Source organism: Lacipirellula limnantheis, assembly GCF_007746075.1.
GTDB lineage: Bacteria > Planctomycetota > Planctomycetia > Pirellulales > Lacipirellulaceae > Lacipirellula > Lacipirellula limnantheis.
Genome location: NZ_CP036339.1, coordinates 402,904 through 423,222, shown reverse-complemented (window position 1 = coordinate 423,222; position 20,319 = coordinate 402,904). Strand labels below are relative to the sequence as shown.

The following is a 20,319-nucleotide window of genomic DNA, read 5'->3' as shown; positions in this document are numbered from 1 at the left end:
CAAGATTGCCAAGGAATGCGGGTGAGGGACTGTTCGCCACGATCCAAGGTGAGCGAAGGGGGAAGGAGGGCGAGAGGGTGGTTGCGGGGCGTGGACGTCGTCAATAGTCGGCTTCCATGAGCGGCGGGTTCATGAAGCGCTGAGTTTCGGGCAGCGTTTTTTCGAAGGGCTGGTTGGGGGCGTCGCCGGGGGCGGCTTTTCGGCCGTCGGGGGTCATCAGTTGCTGGTAGACGGCGTAGTCGATGTCTTGGCTGATTTCTTTGGTGTTGCCTTCGCAGAAGGCGACGTTGAAGACGTCGGGGTGCTCGCTGGAGGGGCGGGCGAAGCGCGTGCCGCTGGCGGCGTAGGGTTGATCGCGCTGGCTTTCGGGGCGCGTGTCGCGATTAAAGCGATCCTCGAGCGAGGCTTGCGGCGAACGCGGGTTCTGCGGGTCGACGACCCAAACCATGCCGTACCACTGTTCGAGATTCGCCGCACCGGCGGCGGGGCGCAGCCAAGTATTGCCGGGCTGACTTGCTGAGCCAGCGGGATCGCGGTGGATGTTTTCGGAGAGAAGGATGGTGGTGCTCGAACCATCCTTCAGGTCACGGCCGAGACGGACCTGCGGTCCGAAGCGTCCAGGGCGTTGGTCATGAAAGACGCCGTTGGCGCGTAGATCGCTTGGCTGATCCTCACTGGCGGCGGCCAGATCAGGCATGCCGCTGTTGGCGACGTAGGCGAGAATGCCGCCAGCGGGGTCTACGGGCGGATCGGAAGGGCAGTAGAAAATCTCAATCATCGGCGGCGAGTTGAGATTGAAGTTTTTGTCGCCGCGGAAAATTCGTTCGTGGAGCATCACCTGCTCAATCGTCGGCAACAGTTTCGTTGGCCAGGCGACCATGATTTCGCGTTCTGGCGTCGATGGGTCTTCGTCCGGAAATGCCGCGTCGTCGCTCACTCGCAGCGGTTCGAGATAACCGCCGAAACTCGCCTGTGAGCCTTGAGTCGCTGTTTCAATGTTGGCCATAGCGAGTTGGCGGAGATTGTTGTAGCACGTCGCAAGGCGCGCGCGCTCGCGGCCCCCGTCCATGTTTGGCGCTAACAACGCGACAATTAACCCGAAGAGGACAATGCAAACGAATAGTTCCGTCAACGTGAACCGGCGGCGTTGTTCGTCGGCCATACCAGGTTTCTCCCTAAACTGCTTTTAGAGCGAATCGCGTCTCTTTTTCCCATAGGGGGCTTCGACAATATCCCAGCAGTTCACATGATTATGCATCTGCTGGCGGCATCAATTGCTGACTGTGTTGGCCCCGGAGGGGCCGAGTGATGTAGCCAGGGGCGCGAGCCCCTGGTCTCTGGGCAGAGCCGTTTGCTTAGCCCCGTGAGGGGCGACACTATTCGTCACAGCCATGGGGAGTTCTGCCGCCCCTCACGGGGCTCTTGATCATCACGATGCTTCGAACCAGAGGCTGACGCCCCTGGCTACACCATGCCGCCCCCTTTGGGGGCTGATAGCCGATGCATAATTCTGTGAACTGCTGGGCTATTGTCAGTCGTCCCGGGGGGACGAGTCGTTGGTGACGGTTGTTGTGCTTCAGCGTGTTCACTCGCTGCCAGTGGTCGTCGCTTTTAGCCCCGGGCTCCGCCCGGGGGTCGTTTGCCATTCCGGTACGCGTCGTCGCGCGTGCTGTTACCCCCTGGCGGAGCCAGGGGCTATACGCGGTACAAAAAAAACCGGCTCGAATTGCGGGAATTCGAGCCGGCTTGGGTTGTCAAACAGCAGCGCTGCGTTGCGAATCAATAGTCAGCTTCGTTCAGCGGCGGGTTCATGAAGCGAGGCTGGTTGGCTTGCTGCAATTGCTTTTCAATCAGTACGCCGGGATTGTTCGTGACATCCTCGATCTTCTGACCATCAGGGGTCATCAACTGCTGATAAACCTGGAAGGCAATGTCCTGGCTGATTTCCTTCGTGTTGCCTTCGCAGAAGACGGCGACAAAGACATCGGGATGCTCGCTGGCCGGACGGGCGAAGCGTTGGCCAAAGCTGCCGTATGGTCCGACGGTCTGGCCTTGCATGAAGTCGCGGTTAATCGGCTGGAAGTTGGTGTCAGGCGGCGTTAGCGGGCTGCTCTTCACATACGGCCACATAAAGCCAAAACGCTGCTCCGGATTTGATTCCATGTCCGACTGCGTGGCACCCATGGAGTTCTTTGCTCCATAAGCGATGTTTTGGATGGGACCGAGCCATGTTGCCGTGCCGAGCGACACGGTCGGGTCACGATGGACATTTTCAGAGTACATGAAGGTCCTTGCGGAGCCATCTTTGATGTCCGTGCCGTACCGCACTTTTTGCCCAGCGCGACCATCTCGATGGTCTTGGAACACGCCGTTGGCTTTGGAATCGCTGGGCGGGGGATCGACACTAAGCTTGAGCGTGTCGGGCATGCCGCTGTTGGCGACGTAGCTGAGCGTACCGACCTTGGGGTTGGTATTCGCGTCGCTGGGGCAGACAAACGCGGTGACGAGCGGGGGAGCGGTCCAGTTGACGGTGCCGTCGCGGAGTTGGTCGACCAAAGTTTGCGAGTCGAGCGAAGGCAGGAGTTTCACCGTCCACGGCACGACGCCGACCTGCGTCGTGCTGATCGCAAAGGGCTGCGCCCAACCGGGGAACTCGCCCTTGCCGGTGGTCGCCATGGCGACGGTTGCTTTGCCAAGCTGCGCCAGGTTGTTGTTGCACTGGGCCATGCGGGCGCGCTCGCGGGCGGCTTGGATGGCGGGGAGCAACAGGCCCACCAAGACCCCGATGATCGCGATGACGACGAGCAGCTCAACAAGCGTGAAGCCGCGGCGGGACGATGTGGACATGACGCTTCTCTCCTCTGTGAACAGCAGTGTTCCCCTGCAAGACTTGCCCTGGCTGCGGCGCGGCAAGCGCGTTGGTCCGACGGGGCCGGTAGATGAGCCGTGAGCCGGCCCGGCGGGCGCGGTCGCCGTGGCCGACTAATTATCGCCGAATCCGTGGGAAAATGCCAGCAAACGTTTTTGAGGAGGGGATTTTCTGGCGATGGGGCAACGTGGGAAGGGGTCGGGGTCCTTTTGCCACGAGCGAGCTTATTTGGCGTGGAACGCAACCAGTGGCAAAAGGATCCTGACCCCGTTGAACGCTGAGCCGCAAGCGGCGGTTAGTGGCGGAAGTGGCGGCGGCCGGTAAATAGCATGGGGATGCCGTGGCGGTTGCAGGCGGCGATCACTTCGTCGTCGCGGCGGGAGCCGCCGGGTTGGATGATCGCGGCGATGCCGGCGGCGGCCGCGGCGGCGATCGAATCGTCGAACGGGAAAAAGGCGTCGGAGGCGAGGACGCCGCCGCGGGCTTTGTCGCCGGCCTTCTTGAGGGCGATTTCGACCGCGTCGACGCGGCTCATCTGGCCGGCGCCGACGCCGGCCAGGGCTCCGTCCTTGACGACGACGATCGCATTGCTTTTGACGAACCGACAGGCGGCCCACGCGAAGTTGAGGTCGTGACGAAGCTCGGGAGTCGGCTGGATCTGCGTGACGACCTGCCAGGTGGCGGGTTCGTCGGGGAGGTCGTCGGCGTTCTGGGCGAGCATACCGCCGTCGATCTGCCGCCACTGGCGGGCGCCGTGGCCGACGGGGAGCTCGCCGACGCGGAGGAGGCGGACGTTGTCGCGCCACTTCGGCTTGGTGGTGAGGATGCGGATCGCGTCGGGATGGAATTCGGGGGCGACGATCGCTTCGACGAACTTGCCCGGCTCGGACAGGTACTCGGCCATTGCGGCGTCGACGGGGACGTTCACGCCGAGGACCGAGCCGAAGGCGCTCAGCGGGTCGCCGTCCCAGGCCTTGGCGACCGCTTCGCCGAGGGTGGCGCCGGTGGCGGCGCCGCAGGGATTGTTGTGCTTCAGCACGGCGACGGCGGGGCGGGGGAGGGCCTTGGCGATGGCGAGCGCGGCGTCGAGGTCGAGCAGGTTGTTGTAGGAGAGTTCCTTGCCGTGGAGTTGCTCGGCGTTGACGAAGGCATGCGCGGGGGCGTCGGCAAAGGCGTAGAGGTCGGCGGATTGGTGGGGGTTTTCGCCGTAGCGCAAGGGGGCGCGGTGGGTGAGGTGGAGGGTGACGGCGTCGGTTGGAGTGACTGGGGGGTGGGGACTCGTGACTGGCGGGGACGTGGCGTGGGCGGCGCTGGCTGGTGATTCAGCCCACCTCCCCAGCCCTGCCCTCGAGGGGGAGGGAGCCACAAGGTTCTCCTTGCCTCCGAGGATCTTCGAGAAGTAGGCGGCGATCGCCGTGTCGTACTGAGCGGTGCGGGCGAAGGCGGCGGCGGCGAGTTGGCGGCGGAGTTCGGCCGTGGTGCGGCCGTGGGTTTCGAGTTGCTGGAGGATCGTCGCGTATTGGCTGGGGTCGGTGGCCAGCGTGACGAAGGCGTGGTTCTTGGCCGCGGAGCGGACCATCGAGGGACCGCCGATGTCGATCTGTTCGATCGCGGCTTCGATGGTGACGGCGGGGTTGGCGACGGTCTGCTCGAAGGGGTAGAGGTTCACGACCACGAGCTCGAAGCTGAGGATGCCGTGGTCGGCGAGCGACTTCATGTCGCCGGGGTTGTCGTGGCGGCAGAGGATGCCGCCGTGGATCTTTGGGTGGAGGGTTTTGACGCGGCCGTCCATCATCTCGGGAAAGCCGGTGTAGTCGGCGACGTCGCGCACGGGGAGGCCGGCGTCGGCGAGGTGTTTGCGGGTGCCGCCGGTGGAGAAGAGCTCGACGCCCGATTCGACGAGCTCCTTGGCGAAGTCGAGCAGGCCCGTTTTGTCGCTGACGCTGAGGAGAGCGCGTTTGATCGGGGGTGAGTGGGGCATGAGGAGATGGGGGAAGGCGGAAGGTGGATGGGGGAAGGTCGATTACGATAGCACTGGCGTCTGCGGTGGGTCAACGAGCGGAGGGGTAAGGACGAAATCCGAATGACGAATGACGAATGGGGAACGCAAGCGTGTTTCATTCGTCATTCGGGCTTCGTCATTCGTCATTATTCTCGATCGCTAGCGTTGAACCTCGAAGTTGGGGGTCGCGTACCCACTCTCAGTCTTCCCGTGGCACATGAAGCGACGGGCTTCTCTGGCAGGACGCTCCGCAAGAATCGCGCGGGTGAATTCTCGCTGCTGCGATCGCTCTAGTCGGTAGGCTTTGCCAGGCTTTCGTGAGCGGAACCCCTTGGCCTTGGCGCGAGGGATTGCCGCAACGCTTTTGACGATGGCGCCGAACGGCGTTCGCAGAATTGTGATGTTCGCAGCGCGTGGTTTTTTGACCGGTTGCTAGCTGTGACTTATATTGCTGGTGGCTGGCGATAGCGACCCCTGTTCGCCAAGCTTCCCACCGCATGGATGCTCACCTTCAGCCTCGAGCAGCCAGTCCGCCATTAGCGCGGATTTGCTCGCTCCATGAGGCGCCTAGCGACCCTCCCCACCGCACGGAACGAGCAACTCATGCACTCTTGGGTCTTCTGGCAACGACGAGCCTTGCTGTCGCTCGCCTTGGCGATTTGTTGTCTGACCGCGCTCTCGTTTTCATCGGCGCCGCTTGCCGCGCAGGAACAGCTGACGCGATCGGCCGAGCCGGTCTTCGTGGCTCCCGAGTTGCCGGCGACGTCGTTCGACGCGGTGTTGGCGGAAGGCTCTCGGTTGGAGTCGCTGGGGCGATGGGGCGAAGCGGTCACCCATTACGAAGAAGCGCTCCGCGAGTCGCCCGAGAATGTTGCGCTGCAACAGCGGAGCGACGTGGCAAAGCTGCATTTCAGTCTCGATCGGCGGTATGCCGACCGCAGCTTCGTCCAGTCGGTGCAGACGCTTACGCCGCAGCAGGCGGCGGCGCTCTATTTGGAGCTGGCCCGCAAAATCAACACGCATTACGTGACCGCTCCGCGGTGGCAGTACCTGGCCCAGCGCGGCGCCGCGGCGGTTGACATTGGCCTCGGCGAAACGACGTTCTGCACGACGAACGGCCTGAACCTGACGAAGGAGCAGCGGGCCGCCATTCGGAGCGAGCTATACCAGTTGACGAGCCGCCCGGTGAATGGGCCGGATGAACTGGCGGCATTCGCGGCGGAAGTGGCGCGGCTGGTTGAGGGTCGCTGCAATCTGCGTCAGGCGGCGACGTTCTTGGAATTCACCGCGGCGGCTGCCGGCGGTTTGGACGATTACTCGGCGTTCCTGACGGCGGATCAGCTGCGCGACGTTTATTCGCAAATCGAAGGGAACTTCGTCGGTCTGGGCGTGGAGCTCAAGGCCGACAATGGCGCCTTGCTGATCGTCCATGTCATTCCGGGCAGCCCGGCGCAGCGGGCGGGAATCAAGGATGGCGACCGGATCGTGGCGGTTGACGGGCGTTCGACCCAAGAGCTGTCGACCGACGAGGCGGCGGCGATGTTGACGGGCGAAGAAGGAACGGCGGTGCGCGTCGTCGCGGAAACGGCTGGACAACGCCGCGAACTGACGGTGCGTCGCGAGCATGTCGAAGTCCCGAGCCTGGAAGACGTGAAGATTGCCGACCCGGTGAACGGCGTGGCCTACATTAAGATTCCAGCATTCCAGAAAACGACGAGCCGCGATCTCGATGCAGCGCTGTGGGACCTGCATGCCAAGGGAATGCGGTCGCTGGTGCTCGACCTGCGCGGCAACCCGGGCGGATTGCTGACGGCGGCCGTGGAAGTGGCAGATAAGTTCCTCCAGCAAGGGGGGATCGTTTCGACCCGCGGGCGCAGCGCTCAAGAGGACTTTAACTACCAGGCCCACTACGGCGGGACCTGGCGGGTGCCGCTGGTGGTGCTGGTGGACGGCGACAGCGCCAGTGCGAGCGAGATTTTTGCGGCGGCGATCAAGGACAATGCCCGCGGCGACATCGTGGGGCAGAAGTCGTACGGCAAAGGCTCGGTGCAGGGGATTTTTCCGCTCGGCTACGCTGGGGCGGGGATTCGGCTGACGACGGCACTGTTTTTCTCGCCGAACGGACAGAAGATCAGCAAGAATGGCGTGACCCCGAATATTCCGATCGAGTCGCCGCGCACGGCGGCCAAGCCGATCCAGCAGCCGGTCGCCATCGCGGCGAACGTCGCTCCGGGCGGAAATACAGCGGCCAAGCCGACCACCGGCGCGAGCGAGCTGACGATTGTCGGCCAAGATGCAGTGCTGGAAGCTGGCATCCAGGCGGCGGTGCGGGCGGCCCAGCAACGGTTGGCCTCGCCGGCGACCGATGGGGCGGTGAAGTAGGGGCTCGTGAGTAGTCGGGAGTCAGGGATCAGGAGTCAGTAAACACGCTGACGCCCGCTTCCCTTGGCCTTTTTGACTCCTGCCCCCTGACTCCTGACACCTGACTCCTTCCAACGGCTGGTTGACTCCCAGCGTTGCTCCGGGCGATACTGGTCGGTTCACCTTTCCCGCACGAACGTTTGGCGCTCGCGTGATTGCCTCGCTGGCGGCCGCTTCCCGTGCCCTTCCTCTATCCGCGCCCGGTTCCTCGGGCGATCCGGACGATGCCGTACGACGACGATGACGATTTGTTTGGCGAGGAGTTCGACTTCGTCGACGACGATGACACGGACGACGACGATTCGGAGCTAGAGGAAAAGCCGAAGGCGAAGCCGACGAAGAAGAAGCCGGCTGCGAAGGACAAGGCTGAAAAGCCTGCCCGCGCCCCCAAGCGCGCGGCCCGCGGTGAAGGCAAAGCGGAGAAGCCTGCCGCCAAGCGCGAAGCGCGCCGCGAGGAGCGGAGCGAATCGGAAGCGGGGCCAAAGTCTCCCGGTCCGATTCCAAAATTGCCGCCGGCGAAGACGCCGGTCGACAAGGCGCCGGTGGGGTACCTTAGCTTCGCCCATGGGCTCGACATTGACGAGGACGAAGACGATCCGCCGTTCGCGGAGAAGCCGCCGACGGTTGCGGAAGTTCCCGCGTTCGCTGAGCCAAAAGCCGAGGATCCGGCGCCCGCTCCCGCGCCGCCGGAACCGGCGGGGCCGCCAGCGGACCATGTCGTGCACATCTATGAGTTCGGCAAGCTGAAGCGGACGATTCCGCGGAAGTTCACCGACGAACAGGCGGTCGGGTTCGCCGAGGAATTCACGCGCACGAATAAGGCGTACGGCCGATACGCCGTGGCAACTCCCGACGACGAAGAACCGTCGGCGACGTTTGCCGGCGCCGCGCAACGGTAGTCAGGCCGGGGTTCTGGCAACGCCATCCCGCGCGAGCCGTGGACCAGCCGCTGGGCGCTGATCTCGGCACAACCGGCATATCCGTCGGCTCCGAATGTCCGCGCCGGCGATTGCCGATGGGCGCTTTCGCGGCAAAATCTGCACGCTCGGCTTAGCCTGCGCGCCGGGGATGAAATTGAGCGTCTCTGCTCGGCAATTCGCGTGCGTTGGCTTGTGGGCCCGTTTACCATGAACCGACGCGGGGCGATTTAGCAGGCTACTCTTTCTGAATCACCAGACCTACGATTCCAGCTGAATCATCGCGCGTCGATTGACGGTCATCTTGGCTTTTTTCCTCGGATCGAGGGACTTTTCATGAGTCGTTTGAAGCAGTTCGCATGGTTGGCGTGCGGCGTGGCCGCCGTGGTTGCCTTTCAGGGCCGTGTCCAGGCGCAAGAAGCGGCGCCAGCGGAGACGGGACAACCGGAGACGGGACAACTCATTCGTCTCAAGGAAGCGCTGACGGCGCAGGCCGAAGGCGAGAGACTGCTCGGCGAGAAGAAGTACAACGAGGCGATCGCGCAATTCAACATCGCGATTGCGGTGGACAACACCTTTCCCGAAGCGTGGCTCGGCAAGGCCGAGGTGCTGAAGGCGGTCGAGGATTTTCAGGAGGCAGCGGCCGCGTACAGCCAGGCGATTGATCGCGACCCGAACCTAGCGGCCGCGTACAACGGCCGCGGCGAATGCATGCTTGAACTGCAGCAAATTGACGCCGCGTCGCAGGACTTCAACAACGCCGTGGAAAAGACGCCTGGCGATCCGAAGGTATTGTCAAACATCGGCCACATCCTGGTCAACTATAGCCGCGACGCAGCGGCTGCGACGACGGCGATTCGCCGGCTGGATGACGCGATCGCGGGCAATCCGAACGACGCCCGCGCCTATCGCGACCGGGGCTACGCGCATGCCTTGCTGCGCGAGTTCGACAAGGCGGAGGTCGATCTGAAGAAGGCCGCCGAAGTCGATCCGGCGGACCATGAGAATTTCGCGGTGCTGGCGAACGTCTACCTGTTTCAGGACGACTACGCTCAAGCCATTGGTGCATTGACCAAGGCGATCGAAGCCTACAAACCGGAGAAGCGGGGTGATCCCGAGATCTTCGTCGCCGGTTACACGCTGCGGGCCGACGCGAATCTGAAGCTCGCCGAAAAGGAGAAGGACGCCAAGAAGGCGGAAGCCGAGTTGAACGCCGCCATCAGCGACGCGAACGCGATCATCGCGAAATTCGAGGGACGCTTTCCTGAAGAGGGTCGCGCTTACTTCCGCAAGGGACGCGCCGAGCGAATGCTCAAACAATACAGCGATGCGGTGAATTCGTTCACGCGAGCCGTGAGCGAGATTCCTCCGGGTCAAGACGCCGAGTACATCGCCGATGCGCTCATGTACCGCGGCATCTGCTGGTACTACATGGGCGAGGCCGACCTCGCGCGGGGCGATTTCGAGCAAGCTTCGGCCACGGGCAGCGGCTATCAAGATCCGCGGGTGTTCCTGTGGATTGGCTTTACGCACCACCAGCAGGGAAACCACCGCGACGCGATCAATTCCTACGGCGAGGCCCTCGCGAAAGCGCCTGGCTTTACGCTGGCCCACGTCAACAAGGGCCGCGCGTACATGGACCTGAAGGAATACAAGAAGGCGATCGAGTGTTTCAACGACGCGATTCGCTGGGAACCAGACGTCGGCGACAACTACTACAACGTCGGCTATGCGTACATGCAGTTGAAGGACTACCGGAAAGCGGCCGACTTCTTCCGTCTCGCGCTGCTGCAGGACAACCCGCAGCCGAAGATGTACGCGCGGATGATCGAAGCCCTGCGTCAACTCGGCAAGAATGATCTGGCCGACGAGTACCAACGCAAGGCCGATGAGTTGAACCAGAAGCAGTCGGCGAGCAACTGACGCGCCGGCAAACGGATCGTCGCTGCGATACTGCGACAACACGACCAAGGGCAAGTCCTCGCGACTTGCCCTTTTTTTGTTGGTTTTGGTCAGTCGTCCATGGTCAGCGGTCGGTTACGACCCTAGGCGGTGCGGAGTCCGGAGCGATCGCAACTAACTTCGGACAACTGACTACCGACCACGGGCCACAGGCCCGCGGCCGCCTTGCGACTCGTCGGGGCTCCCCTATACTGAACCGCTTGTGGCAGGGTTCCCGCAGGCCTCGCGCGCCTCGGCCCAATTGCCTCGCCCCGCTAGCGTGGAAAGTACGCCGCCGTGGACAGCTCGCGTCAATCGTTTCTGGTTCGCAACGACTTTCTGATTCGCCGCCTCCACTCGCTTTGCGGTTTGATTCCTGTGGGCGCCTACATGGTGGTCCACCTGATCGTCAACGCCAGCGTCATCAACGGCGCCGCCACGTTCCAGAACAACGTGCTGAACATCCACAAGCTCGGCGCGCTGCTGCCGCTGGTGGAGTGGACGTTCATCTTCATTCCCATCCTGTTCCACGCGATCTTCGGCTTCGTCATCATCGCGGGCGGCATGCCCAACACGCACAACTACCCCTACGCGGCGAACTATCGCTACACCTTGCAACGGGCGACGGGGGTGATCGCGTTCTTCTTCATCATGCTGCACGTCTTCCACATGCATGGGTGGATTCACAACGAATCGTGGCTGCACTACGTCGTTGAACCGCTGGGCGGCGGACAGTTTCGGCCCTACAACGCCACGAGCACCGCGGGCGAAGCATTGCAAAACGTGGTCGTGGTGGTCCTGTATGCCGTGGGCATCACGGCGTGCGTTTATCACCTCGCCAACGGCCTGTGGACGATGGGGATTACCTGGGGCGTCTGGACGAGTCCGCGGGCCCAGCGCCGCGCGTCGTACGTCTGCGGCGCCTTTGGGCTGCTGCTGATGGGCGTCAGCGCGGCCGCGCTGTTCGGCATACGGGCGGCGGTCGACGATCCCGCGAAGCTGCGGCAGGTCCGCGCTCAGGAAGACTTGATGATTCAAACGAAGATCGCCACCGGCGAAGTGCAAGAGAACTCCCACAAGGTGGCCGACCCGCTGCCGACCGAGGGCGACGCGCCGGCGGCCGGCGGCGAATCCGAGACAAGCGCCGCGGCTAATTAACTCAATGACTGGTCGTCCGCGCCAGTGCGCGGCGCAACGTTTGGATTGAAGGCATTCGATCATGGCAAAGCAACGCGTGTTGGTGGTTGGCGGCGGATTGGCTGGTTTGGCCGCGGCGATGAAACTGGCCGAAGGGGGAGTCGACGTCGACGTGATGAGCCTCACGCCGGTGAAGCGGTCGCACAGCGTTTGCGCCCAAGGGGGCATCAACAGCGTCAATGAGCTCACGCGACAGCAGGGCGACAACGAGGCGAAGCATCTCGACGATACCGTCTACGGGGGCGACTTCCTGCAGCACCAGCCGCCCGTCAAGGAAATGACCGACTGGGGTCCGCGCATCATCGATCTGATGGACCGCATCGGCGTCCCGTTCAACCGCACCGCGGAGGGCTTTCGCGACCAACGACGGTTCGGCGGAACGCTGTTCAAGCGCACTGCCTTCGCTGGCGCCACGACGGGTCAGCAGTTGCTTTATGCGCTCGACGAGCAGGTCCGCCGCTGGCACGCGGCCGGCAAGATTACGATGTACGAGGGCTGGGACTTCCTGAGCCCGGTCCTCGACGACGATGGCCGTTGCCGCGGCGGGATTGGCCAGAACCTGGTGAGCATGGAGATTCGCGCCTTTCCTGCGGACGCGGTGGTGCTGGCTGTGGGCGGCTGCGGGCTGATCTTTGGCCGCAGCACGATGTCGATGGCCTGCACCGGGGCCGCCGCGAGCCGTGCCGCCCGGGCCGGGGCGATCTACGCCAACGCCGAATTCATCCAGGTTCATCCGACCGCCATCCCCGGGGCCGACAAGCTACGGCTGATGAGCGAATCGGCCCGCGGCGAGGGGGGGCGGGTGTGGGTGCCGCGCAAGCCCCACGATCCGCGCGATCCGAAGCAGATTCCCGAGAGCGAGCGGTATTACTTCCTCGAGGAGCGCTATCCGAAGTACGGCAACCTTGTGCCGCGCGACATCGCGACGCGCGAGATCTTCAGCGTCTGCGTGAATGACGGGTTAAGCGTCGACGCCGACAAGCAGAGCGTTTATCTCGACCTGACGCACATTCCGCGAGCAGAACTCGATCGCAAGCTGGGCGGCATTCTGCATATCTACGAGAAATTCCAGGGGGTCGATCCGCGGGAAGTCCCGATGAAGATCTTCCCCGCCGTTCACTACTCGATGGGCGGACTGTGGGCCGACTACGAGCGGACTCCGGCCGGGGGGCTGGTTCCCGGCTCGCCGCGCAATCAGCAGACGAACATCCCCGGGCTCTATGCCATCGGGGAATGCGATTATCAGTATCACGGCGCGAATCGCCTTGGCGCCAACTCGCTGCTGTCGTGCATCTTCAGCGGGTTGTTTGCGGCGCCTGGGATTCAGAAGGCGATCGGTTCGCTGAAGGATTCCGCCAGCGACGAAAAGTACGATCAACTCCTCCGCGGCCAGCGGGCCGTGAAGCAACTGGAGCATGACGAACTGCTGAAGCGCGAAGCGGGGCGCGAGAATCCGTACCTCATTCACCAGCAACTCGGCGACGTGATGACGAAGGCGGCGACGGTGGTGCGCGAGAACGGCCAGCTGCGCGACGCAGTCGAGAAGGTGAACGACCTGGCCGAACGGGTCGAGAAGTGCGCCTTGTCGGACACGGGTAATTGGACGAATCAGAATGTTTTGTTCACCAAGTCGCTGCGCGACATGTTCCCCATCGCCAAGGCAATCCTGAAAGGGGCACTGGCGCGCGACGAATGCCGCGGGGCCCATTACAAGCCGGCGTTCGACATGCCGGGCATCGACGCCGACGCCTCGCCCGCCGAGAAGCGCCGCCAGGCGGAGGAGTGGTGCGACGCATTCGAAGAGAAGAACCGCAAGTGGCTGAAGACGACGATCGCTGAAGTCGACGGCCAGGGCGAACCGCACCTCCGGTACGAAGAGGTTGATACGACGATCGTCCCGCCGCGGCCGCGGTTGTACGGCTTAGTCGGCGCCGAGATCATTGAAGAGGCGTGGCGCGATCGGCAGGCGAAGCATGCGAGCAATGGGGCGAAGGCGACTCATGCTCCGCAGCCAGTGGGGGCGTGAGCAAAGCCAGCAAGTCGCCGTTGCGCGTAGCGACAGCATGGGCTGCGAATCGGCTTGAAGGCTCCGTGATTTATTGAAAGTTCAATTCCGCCGGATGCCAATAACGATCGAAATCAGCGGACGCCGGAGGAGCGGGAAGAGTGGGAGCGATTTGTTCGCAGCTTGGCCGCGTCAATCTCCCCGGAGGATCTACAACTAATGAGTCGCGCCATTGAAGCAGGCTGCGAGCAGGTTGATCTCGACGGTTGGTTCTTTTCTCTTGATACCGGCCCCTCTTAAATCTTGACCTAAGTGTCATTGCCCAGCGGACAAAACGGCGATTGATCCACCGCACTCTTCTCGAGCACATCCATGAAGCTTCTCCGCTGCGTTGCCTCATTGTCCATTTGTGCGATGACGATGATTGCCCTAGGCTGGCAACCGCTCTTCGCTGCCGAAACGCTCCCGCTGCTCTACGAGGACGATTTCGAAAACGGCATCGAGCGCTGGCAACCTTCTGATACTGATGCCATTGCTCAGCCCTCATGGGAAGTCGTCGAATTGAAGGGCCCCGCCGGCAAGGCGACGAAGGCGTTTCGCACGACCGGGACAAGCGACTATCAGCCGCCGTTTCGCAGTCCGCCGAACTTCGCGCTGCTCAAGGACCTGACGGTCGGCGACTTCGAACTGACGGCGAAGGTGCAGAGCACCAACGTCGACGCCGGCCCCCATCGCGACATGTGCATCTTTTGGGGCTATCAGGATCCGTCGCACTACTATTACGTTCACTTCGGCGCGGAGTCGGACCCGAACGCGTGTCAGATCTTTATCGTGAACAACGCGGCGCGGACGCCGATCACCACGAAGACGGCCGAGGGAACCCCCTGGACGGCGGGCTGGCATGAAGTGCGCGTCGTCCGTCGCGTCGCTGACGGGACGATCGAGGTGTTCTTCGACGACATGGACAAGCCGTTCATGGCGGCGAAGGATCGGACGTTTACCTGGGGCCAGGTGGGGCTGGGGACGTTCGACGACAATGGCAACTGGGATGATTTTCAGTTGAACGGCGTCGCGGTGAAGGCCGGCAAGCCCCCGGCCGCTAAGTAGCGGCGCCGGAGGCTAACAATGACGGGGACAGCCATGGATCGTGCACTTTGTTTAGGCCCATGGTTTCGAGTCCTCGGTCTGCCGCCGTTGTGTGCCGCGGCGATGGTTTGTTTACTCTCGTCCGCCGGTTCGCTCCGCGCTGACGACTGGCCGCAGTGGGGAGGCTCGCGCCGAGACATCGTGTGGCGTGAAGCGGGGGTCGTCGAAAAGCTGCCGGCAGGAGTATTGCCGCGCGTCTGGTCGGCGCCGATTGGCGCTGGCTACGCGGGCCCGGCCGTTGCCGCTGGCCGCGTCTTCGTCACCGATCGTCTCGCCGAGAAGAACCTGGAACGGGTCCTCTGCTTCGCCGCCGACGACGGCAAGCCGCTATGGAAGCACCAGTACGATGCTCCATACGGCATCAGCTATCCGCTGGGGCCGCGGACGACGCCGACCGTCGATGGCGAGCGGGTTTACACGCTGGGCGCCGTGGGGCATCTGTTCTGCCTCAAGGCTGAAACTGGCGAAGTCGTTTGGTCGAAATACCTTCCGGACGACGTGGGAACGAAACTGCCGACGTGGGGCCTCGCGGCGGCGCCGTTGATCGAGGGGGATCAGGTGATCGTGCTCGCCGGGGGCGAGAATGGGGCGCTGGTGGTGAGCTTTGACAAGCTGACGGGCGCGGAACGCTGGCGGGCGCTCAACGATCCCGAAGTCGGCTACTGCCCGCCGGTGATCCTGGAGTTCGGCGGGCGCCGGCAGCTGATCGTCTGGCACGCATCGCACGTTTCGTCGCTTGATCCGACCAGCGGCAAGGTGTTGTGGGAGGTTCCGTTCCCGCTGCAGGCGGCGCTGTGCGTCGCCACGCCGCGGCAGATCGGCAATCGACTGTTCGTTACGTCGTTCTACGAGGGACCGATGATGATCGCCCTCGGCGCCGACGGCGTCACGCCGACCGTGCTTTGGACGACCGCTTCCGGGAACAATGACCTGAAGAACGACAGCATTCACTCGATCATGCCGACGCCGATTGTGACCGACGACTTTATCTACGGGATCAGCAGCTATGGCCAGTTGCGGTGCTTGAAGACCGACACCGGCGAGATGGTGTGGGAGACGCTCGACGCCACGGGCCAGGGGCGGTGGTGGAATGCGTTTCTCATCCCTCACGGCGAGATGAGCGGCCGGCGAGTTTACATCGCCAACGAGCAAGGTGAGCTGATCACCGCGGAGCTCTCAGGCGGCGGTTACCGCGAAATCAGCCGGGCGCAGCTGATCGAGCCGTTGCAGCCAATCCAGCGGAGGATGACGGTGTGGTCGCACCCGGCGTTTGCCATGCAGAGCGTCTTCGCCCGCAACGACAAGGAACTGATTCGCGTCAATCTGGCCGAGGTTGGCGAGGGGAACTGATTCTCCTACAATTCAACAATCTCCGGCGAAACTGCCCATTTTGTGGAACTTTCGATGTCTGCTCACGCTAACGGTCATTCCCACCAGTCGAAGAAGCCTCACTCGTTCGAGGTGCGCGTGCTGCGCCAAGAGGCGCCGGGCGAAGGGAGCCGCTGGGAGCGTCACCGGGTGACGTACGAACCGAACCTCAACGTCATCAGCGTCTTGCAGAAGATCGCCACGCAAGCGACCACCGCCGACGGCGAGTCGACGACGCCGGTGGCCTGGGACTGCAATTGCCTCGAAGAGGTCTGCGGCGCCTGCACGATGCTGATCAACGGACGCACGCGCCAAGCCTGTTCGGCGCTGGTTGACCGGCTGCTCGAGGAGAATGAAGCGATCGAATTGCGGCCGATGAGCAAGTTCCCCGTGCTGCGCGACCTCTGCGTCGACCGGCGCCGGATGTTTCGGGCGCTCGAGAAAGTGCAGGCATGGATCGAAGTGGACGATTACTTCGATCGAGGCGCCGGCCCGCGCGAGTCGCCGCAGATGCAGGGGACGCGCTACCCGCTCTCTGAATGCATGACGTGCGGCTGCTGCGTCGAGGCTTGCCCGCAGTATACGAAGATCGAACTGGAACGACTGCCCGGCGAGAGCGACGTTGAATACCACCGTCGCGAGGACGAGGCGTTCGACGAAGGGTTCGTCGGCGCCGCGGCGATCAGCCAGGCGATGCTGTTCAACGACAATCAGACGGGCGCCATGAAGAAGGGCGAGCGTCTCGACGCCCTCATGGCGCCGGGCGGCATCCAGGATTGCGGCAACGCCCAGAACTGCGTGGCGGTGTGCCCGAAGAGCATTCCGCTGACGCGGTCGATTGCTCGGGCCGGACGGCAGACGACGGTGCGGATGTTGACGAAGTGGTTTGATTCGTAAGCAATCGGATCACTAACTCTTCATATATCGCCGTAGCGGTGCGTGCACCATACCGCAACGGCCATTTAGCCCCGCCGCTCTCAGCGGGTACGCGCGGGCTGTCGCCCGCGGCTCAATGGGCTTGGTAGAATTCTACGTCGATCGTTGGCGCCGCCCGGAGGCCGTGGGCCTCCGGCTAGCGGGCGTACTTCGGGCCAGCGGGACGTTGGACGTCGGGATGGTCGAATTGCGTGCTGTAGAGTGCACGCCAACCGGGCAAGGGCGCTATACGGAACCCTCTGGTCTTCTTGCCGAAGACTTCGATCCACATGGGCGGGGGGACGGTAACCCTATAATTTGGTCGTGATGGCGGCGACTCCAGGAGCCCAAGCTCGGCGTCGGCCCGTACTTTGATCACTAATCGATCGCCAGGTCCCGGCAGATAGGCCTTCCGGACGTTGGAGTCGGCCGGCTCGGCGAGTTCCCAATCAGCTTCCTCGAACGCCGTCCCCAGCCAATGCCTCAAGCTGCCGAGGTGCGTCGACGCCGGCGCACTGGCATCGACAGGCATCGCACCGGCGGCAACCTCGGTTCCGTCGGGACGCTGGATCGACACAAAAAACTTCTCCGACGCCAGCGGGCCGAGTTCGAGTGTTGCCTTGCATTCCGGCGCCACCTCACGGAGTTGGCGTTCGATCGCAGTGCAAGCCTCCTCAGAGGTCATTCCCGCAAGTTGCGCCAATTCTAAATCGTCGCCCAGGTAAATTGATCCGTCGCGCGAGAGCGTGAACTCGCCTTCGAGGTCGCCCCAAGTGAGGACGTGTGCCGGGCGATGCGGGCGCGCGACGCGGAGTTTGATCGTGTCGTAGGGTTGCAGGCGGTAAGCGGCCTTGTCGGTCGTGTGAGTCTTCGACGGTGTTGAATTGTTCGTGCCAACTTCGCTGCCACCCTCCGCGCCAGTCGGCATCGATTTCCTGGAGCCGCGAACGTTCGGAAGGAAGCGCGGTTCGATGGTGAATTCGCGTCCGTTTACATCCTTTACTGAATATGCTTTTTTGGGCAAAGCGGCAGCTGGCTTCAATTCGACGAAGATGCGATCGCCTGGAAGCATTCCGTGATTGGTTAGCGGGGTCGGCGCCTGGGTCGACGCATCCCAAACGATAGGATAGACGCGCTCGAGGCCGACGCCGTTCGGCGCTGGGCGAACTAACGTGAGCGACGCATCGGCCAATTCTTTCAGTTTCAGCGTTCGGTCAGCGTTGTCGTAAACTCGGGCCAGGGCTTCGGCAACGTTTTCTCTGCCGTCGACTGGGAATGGGATCGGCAGTCGCGTGGCTTCGTCGCCACCCCCCCTTCTTTGCGTGATGACGTAGTAGACTTTGCTGTTGTAGGCCAACACCTTGACGGAGACTTTCGGATCGTCGAACTGCTCGGCAAGCTTCCGTTCAAACGCGGCACGGGCTTCCTTGAGGGTCATCCCCGTCACTAAGACCGATCCATAGAAACCAAGATTGACGCGACCGTCCATGGCGACTAGATGTTGTCCGGTGATCGCCTGAGCGCTCGACGACGCGAGCAAAGTGACCGTGACGTCGACGTCTGGAAGGACCCTGGAAAGCCCTGCGCGAATTACGTCATCGGCTTCTTGAATCGTTTGCCCGACCACCGCGATGCGGCCGTAAGTGGGCCCGAGGTTGACGGTCCCGTCCGCGTCGACGTTGTAGGCGTTGTCGATCGGCTGTTCGGGGATTGCGCCTGTCACGCGAATCTGCAACTTGTCGAACGTTTCAAGGCGGTGGGGCGCCTTCGGCACGAGCTTGTCGCTTTTGATCGAAAGGATATCGGGCGGCTCGATGACGTAGTCCATGCCAGCGAAGTTTTCAAACTCCTTCGTAAGGCGATCGAAGTCGATTTGCTCCTGACTCAATGGCGGGCCTGAGTGACTGACGTCCTGCGCCGCCGGGAGGTTCGAACTCTTGGCGGCGTCCACATGACGCTGCCTCTCGGCGATTAGCTGCGCGTGCCGCTGCTTGGCATTCTCCAGGCGTTCAGCGAGCGGAATGGAGAATTCCTCTGCAAGCGACCGAATACCGGAGGCGGGCGGCTGTTGAGGTTCGTCGGCAACGACGCGTTGGATGCGAACGACCTGAGCGACGGCCGCCAGCACTAGCAACATTGGGACAAGCAGCAGTTTCATCTTCGATTCCTCCTTGAATCTCGGACTAACGAGGCGATGGATTCTTCGCGTCAGCACGCCCCGGGCGGCTGGGGCGCTGGCGGGGAAGGGGACGGCGGCGTACTCGGCGGATTGGAGCAGGGACTTGGCGAACTTCAGCCGGCCTGCGGCGGTCGCGGCGGCAGCGTCGTCGCAGGCCCATTCGGCGGCTTCGTCGAAGCGGCGGATGGCGAGCCAGGCGAGCGGGTTGAACCATTGCGGCAGTGCGAGGACGCGGATGGCGAGTGATTTCCAGAGGTCGCCGCGGCGGAGGTGGGCGAGTTCGTGGCGGAGGATCGCTTGCCGCTGGGGGGTGGCGAGCGTGGTCCAGAGGGGGCGCGGGACGAGGATCAGGTAGGCCCAGGGGGCCCAGTGGAGGAGCGGGCCGAGGCTGGTCGTGATGCGCAGCTCGACGGACTGGCGGCGGCGGAGTTTGGCGGCGGCGCGGGCGGCGTGCCATTCGGCTCGCCACCGCGGATCGTCCGGCGGGGAACCGAGCGGGAGCGTGCGAAGCACTTGCAAGTAGCGACAGACGGCGATGGCGGCGAGAGTGATCGCGCCGAGAAGCCAAGCGGCGATGGCGAATGAGAAGGGGTCGGGGACCTTTTGCGATAGCGGGGCTTCCACCAATGGAGAGTCGCTAGTCGCAAAAGGTCCCCGACCCCATTCGGCTTCATTCTCGATCTCGAAAGTTTCCGTTTCGTGCATTCCCGCTGGCACAAGGCCAGCGGCTCGCTTGGTTGTTGGTGGAGGTGATTCTGATTCGATTTCGATCGTCAGCGGGAAGAAGAGCCAGCCTTGGGCGATGACGAGCAGCCAGGCGATGCGGTGGATCCGCGGCGAGTCGACGCGGAGAAGCGTCAGCAGCGCCCAGGCGGCGAGCGCGGCGGCCGACGTCGCGAGCGTCGTGCGAACCAGGGCGGCGGCGATGTCGGCGGGCGTCATGCGCTCTCTCGCTACGGTTGGCGACGGCGGGATTTGCGTTCCGCCGCGGCGACGAGTGCTTTCAGTTCCTGAATCTCGGCCGCGGAGAGCTTGTGCCGCTCCAACAGGTGCGCCACGAGCGGCGTCACCCGGCCGGCGGTCACGCGCTCGACCAGCATGTCGAGATCGGTCTGCCCCACGTCGGCGGCAGTGACGGCGGCGGAATACTTGGCGGGCCGCTGCGGCGTGCGAGCGGCGGCGCCCTTTTTCACCAGGCGGTTGAGCCGCGTCTGGACGGTGGTGTAACCGATGGGGAGGCCCAGGGCCTGCTGGGCCTGGCTGATGGTGACGCTCCCCTCGCGCCAGAGCATCTGGAGCATTTCAAGTTCGCCGGCGGCGAGGCGGGGGAGTGGCTTTTTGGCGGGCATGCGAGGCGAC

Annotated in this window: 13 protein-coding genes; 8 read left to right on the top strand and 5 right to left on the bottom strand. The window is 63.3% G+C overall.

What is annotated here, in order from left to right:
• Positions 1–100: 100 nt before the first annotated feature.
• From I41_RS01655 to purH, 3 genes are all read right to left on the bottom strand, one after another.
• On the bottom strand, positions 101–1,162 hold the full coding sequence (locus tag I41_RS01655) for a DUF1559 family PulG-like putative transporter (protein WP_145430341.1): 1,062 nt from the start codon (positions 1,160–1,162) through the stop codon (positions 101–103).
• A gap of 617 nt (positions 1,163–1,779) precedes the next feature.
• Entirely contained in the window at positions 1,780–2,847 is a 1,068-nt protein-coding gene (locus I41_RS01650) for a DUF1559 family PulG-like putative transporter (RefSeq protein WP_145436220.1), read from the bottom strand.
• Between the two features lie 317 nt (positions 2,848–3,164).
• Positions 3,165–4,850 carry a bifunctional phosphoribosylaminoimidazolecarboxamide formyltransferase/IMP cyclohydrolase gene (gene purH, locus I41_RS01645; RefSeq protein WP_145430340.1) on the bottom strand — a complete coding sequence of 562 codons (1,686 nt, stop codon included), beginning with the start codon at positions 4,848–4,850 and terminating at the stop codon, positions 3,165–3,167.
• A 624-nt stretch (positions 4,851–5,474) separates the two neighbouring features.
• On the opposite strand from purH, the gene I41_RS01640 reads away from it, so the two are divergent.
• The 8 genes from I41_RS01640 to sdhB all read left to right on the top strand — a co-directional run bounded on the left by I41_RS01640 (position 5,475) and on the right by sdhB (position 16,763).
• Positions 5,475–7,253, top strand: a complete 1,779-nt coding sequence (locus I41_RS01640; protein ID WP_168206607.1) for a S41 family peptidase — start codon at positions 5,475–5,477, stop codon at positions 7,251–7,253.
• Positions 7,254–7,516: 263 nt separating this feature from the next.
• Positions 7,517–8,191 (top strand): hypothetical protein, encoded by a 675-nt coding sequence (locus I41_RS01635; RefSeq protein WP_145430338.1) that lies wholly within the window; start codon positions 7,517–7,519, stop codon positions 8,189–8,191.
• A gap of 354 nt (positions 8,192–8,545) precedes the next feature.
• Entirely contained in the window at positions 8,546–10,132 is a 1,587-nt protein-coding gene (locus I41_RS01630; protein WP_145430337.1) for a tetratricopeptide repeat protein, read from the top strand.
• A gap of 315 nt (positions 10,133–10,447) precedes the next feature.
• Positions 10,448–11,308 carry a succinate dehydrogenase cytochrome b558 subunit gene (locus I41_RS01625; protein WP_246133777.1) on the top strand — a complete coding sequence of 287 codons (861 nt, stop codon included), beginning with the start codon at positions 10,448–10,450 and terminating at the stop codon, positions 11,306–11,308.
• A gap of 61 nt (positions 11,309–11,369) precedes the next feature.
• Positions 11,370–13,373, top strand: coding sequence for a succinate dehydrogenase flavoprotein subunit (gene sdhA, locus I41_RS01620; RefSeq protein WP_145430336.1), 2,004 nt, complete (start codon positions 11,370–11,372; stop codon positions 13,371–13,373).
• A 351-nt stretch (positions 13,374–13,724) separates the two neighbouring features.
• Positions 13,725–14,459: a hypothetical protein gene (locus tag I41_RS01615; RefSeq protein WP_145430335.1), complete on the top strand. Its 735-nt coding sequence runs from the start codon at positions 13,725–13,727 to the stop codon at positions 14,457–14,459.
• Positions 14,460–14,492: 33 nt separating this feature from the next.
• Positions 14,493–15,848 (top strand): PQQ-binding-like beta-propeller repeat protein, encoded by a 1,356-nt coding sequence (locus I41_RS01610; RefSeq protein ID WP_210421087.1) that lies wholly within the window; start codon positions 14,493–14,495, stop codon positions 15,846–15,848.
• Between the two features lie 54 nt (positions 15,849–15,902).
• Entirely contained in the window at positions 15,903–16,763 is an 861-nt protein-coding gene (sdhB, locus tag I41_RS01605) for a succinate dehydrogenase iron-sulfur subunit (RefSeq protein WP_145430334.1), read from the top strand.
• Between the two features lie 175 nt (positions 16,764–16,938).
• Here the strand turns inward: sdhB and I41_RS01600 are convergent, their stop codons facing one another.
• Both I41_RS01600 and I41_RS01595 read right to left on the bottom strand, forming a co-directional pair.
• Positions 16,939–19,902, bottom strand: coding sequence for a polysaccharide biosynthesis/export family protein (locus I41_RS01600; RefSeq protein WP_145430333.1), 2,964 nt, complete (start codon positions 19,900–19,902; stop codon positions 16,939–16,941).
• An 11-nt stretch (positions 19,903–19,913) separates the two neighbouring features.
• On the bottom strand, positions 19,914–20,309 hold the full coding sequence (locus tag I41_RS01595; RefSeq protein ID WP_145430332.1) for a BlaI/MecI/CopY family transcriptional regulator: 396 nt from the start codon (positions 20,307–20,309) through the stop codon (positions 19,914–19,916).
• Between the last annotated feature and the right edge of the window lie 10 nt (positions 20,310–20,319).